Below are 2,674 nucleotides of genomic sequence, written 5' to 3'. Positions count from 1 at the left end.
CGCTCAGCGACGCGCTGAAGCAGGCGCTGCCGGACGAGGCGCGCACCCTGCACCGCCTGCTCGGCAGCCGCGGCGACAGCCCGAAGGTGCGCCACGACGCGGCCAATCCGCTGCCGCTGGACGTGCTGGTGGTGGACGAGGCGTCGATGGTCGACCTGGCGCTGATGGCCAAGCTGGTCACGGCCCTGCCGCCCAGGGCGCGGCTGATCCTGCTCGGCGACAAGGACCAGCTGGCGGCGGTGGAAGCCGGCGCGGTGTTCGCCGAGCTCTGCGAAGGACGCGGTTTCGATGCGCAGGCGGCGGCCGAGCTGCAGCGCCTGACCGGGCAGGCCGTGCCGGTGCAGGCGCCGCGCTCGCGCCTCGGCGACGCGGTGCTGCTGCTGACCCACAGCCACCGTTTCGCCGGCGACAGTGGCATCGGCGAACTGGCGCGGCGGATCAACGGCGGCGACGCCAGGGGCTGCGCGAGCCTGCTGCGCGAAGCGCGCGACGACCTCGCCTGGAACGCCGCACCCAACCCGGTGGCGCTGGTCGAGCGGCTGGAGCAGGGCTATGCGCCCTACCTGCAGGCGGCGCGGCAGGGCGAGCCGGAGGGGGCATTCGCGGCGTTCAATGGTTTTCGCGCGCTGACGGCGCAGCGCGAAGGCGCCTTCGGCGTCGGCGGCCTCAACGAGGCGCTGGAGGCGCGGCTCAAGCGCCGCCTCGGCGTGCCGGGCCGCGAGCGCTGGTATCCGGGGCGCGCGGTGATGGTACGGCAGAACGACTACGCCTGGGCCTGTTCAACGGCGATATCGGCCTGTGCCTGCAGACCGGGCAGGGCCTGCGGGTGTTCTTCGAGGGCGACGAAGGCTTTCGCGGCTTCGCCCCGGCGCGGCTGCCGAGCCATGACAGCGCCTTCGCCATGACCGTGCACAAGAGCCAGGGCTCGGAATTCGCCGAGGTGCTGCTGGCGCTGCCGGAGCAGCCGAGCCCGCTGCTGACCCGCGCGCTGTTCTACACCGGGATCACCCGCGCCAAGCGCAAGGTGGAGATCTGGGCATTGCCGGAACGCCTGCAGGAGGCCGTGGCCACCCGCGCCGAGCGGGCGGCGGGGTTGGCCGAGCTGCTGGCGTTGGCGGCGACAGAGCGTCCCGCCGATGCGCCGGAGGCAGGCGCTGAGCCGGTGGATCAGCTCAGTCTGTTCTAAGGAATGTGGTTGCTGGCTTGGGACAGGCCTGTGCAGGCAAATCGCTTGCCGAGCGTTCCGATCCCCGTTGGGCGGCCTGCCTCACCGATGTTCGAGCGGTCGGGCGTTCCGGGTAGGTTGGCGCTGAGCGCAGCGAAGCCCAACCGGGATCGGTACGAAGCTGTTGGGCTTCGTCGCTTCGCTCCTCAACCCAACCTACGGCGTCCGTTAGCCGTACACCCCAGGCACCATCATCGAAACGCCGATCGCTTCACCCCGTTTCCGTGAAGCGGTTGAACGTATCGCCCGACGAATTCTGTTCCGATGCGCTTTTGCCGCGAACCGACGGTAAAGGACAGGGAATGAAAAGCATATTCTTCGCGATCTGGGCGCTGCTCAGCCTGCTGCTGGGCGGCGTCGCGATCCTGGCGGCGCTGGCCGAGCCGGGGCTGAGCAGCGGCTTTTTCGTGCTGCTGACAGCCTATTACGCGTTCTGTTTCTTCCAGCTGATCCGCGCCTTCTACCAACCCTGGGGCTTGCTGGGCCCGCGGCGGCGTACCGGTTACTGGTTGTGCCTGCTGCTGCTGCCACTGGCGCTGTTGCCGCTGCACGCCGCCTACGAGATCTGGCAGCAAGGCGCCTATGTCGTCGAGGACACCGGGCGCATGCGCTTCAGCATCGCCGTGGTGCGCCAGGGCCTGGTCTGGCTGCAGGAACTGGTCGGCCATCTGGGCCCGATGCTGGTCATGCTGGCGCTCGGCGTGACCATCGCTGTCGGCCTGCTGCGGCTACTCAGGACCCAGGTGGTGCGCTGAAATCACCTCAGGCTCTCAGCCGTTGAGCAACGTCAACAGCAACGGCAGGCTCGCCGCGGCCAGCAGGGTCTGCAGGGTGATGATGCCGGCCATCAGGTGGCTGTCGCCGCCGAGCTGGCGGGTCAGCACGTAGCGGTCGGCGCCGTGGGCAGGGCGAAGAACAGCACGAGGATGGTGGTCTCCATCTCCGGCAGGCCGAGCAGGCGTGCCACCGCATAGGTCAGCGATGGCACCGCCACCAGACGCAGCGCGCTGTTCCAGCCCAGCGCCGGAACTTCCCCGCTCAGCTCTTGCGGCTTCAGCGCCGCGCCCACGCAGAGCAGGCCCAGCGGCAGGCTGGCGGCGGCCAGCAGGCCGAGCAGGCGATCGCTGCCGCCCGGCAGGCCGAGGCCGGAGAAATTGACCAGCGCGCCGGCCAGGCAGGCCAGGATCAATGGATTCTTCATGATCGGCAGCAGCAGTGAACGCACGCTGACGCCGCGTTCGGCGGTCAGCGCCCAGACCGACATGACGTTCACCGTCGGCACCATCAGCGCCAGCATCAGCGCCGCCAGCGCCAGGCCTTCCTTGCCGAACAGGCTGCCGACCGCGGCCAGCCCCAGGTAGGTATTGAAGCGCAGTGCGCCCTGGGTGAGCGCGCCGAAGCGCGCCGCCGGCCAGCCGCGCAGGCGCTTGAGGGCCAGCAGGCCGAGCC

Annotated in this window: 1 protein-coding gene and 2 pseudogenes; 2 read left to right on the top strand and 1 reads right to left on the bottom strand. The window is 69.9% G+C overall.

Annotated elements, in window-relative coordinates:
• Both recD and BAY1663_RS22430 read left to right on the top strand, forming a co-directional pair.
• Nucleotides 1–1,186, top strand: a pseudogene (gene recD / locus BAY1663_RS22435) (exodeoxyribonuclease V subunit alpha); the annotation flags it as partial.
• Nucleotides 1,187–1,527: 341 nt separating this feature from the next.
• Nucleotides 1,528–1,980, top strand: a complete 453-nt coding sequence (locus BAY1663_RS22430) for a hypothetical protein (RefSeq protein ID WP_037045264.1) — start codon at nucleotides 1,528–1,530, stop codon at nucleotides 1,978–1,980.
• A gap of 15 nt (nucleotides 1,981–1,995) precedes the next feature.
• On the opposite strand, the pseudogene BAY1663_RS22425 reads toward BAY1663_RS22430, so the two are convergent.
• Nucleotides 1,996–2,674 (bottom strand): annotated as a pseudogene (locus BAY1663_RS22425) (AEC family transporter); the annotation flags it as partial.

It is taken from the genome of Pseudomonas sp. BAY1663 (assembly GCF_000582595.1).
In the GTDB taxonomy this organism is placed as follows: domain Bacteria; phylum Pseudomonadota; class Gammaproteobacteria; order Pseudomonadales; family Pseudomonadaceae; genus Stutzerimonas; species Stutzerimonas stutzeri_AF.
The sequence above is the reverse complement of the archived record's forward strand: the minus strand, read 5'-3'. Positions and strand labels throughout refer to the sequence as shown.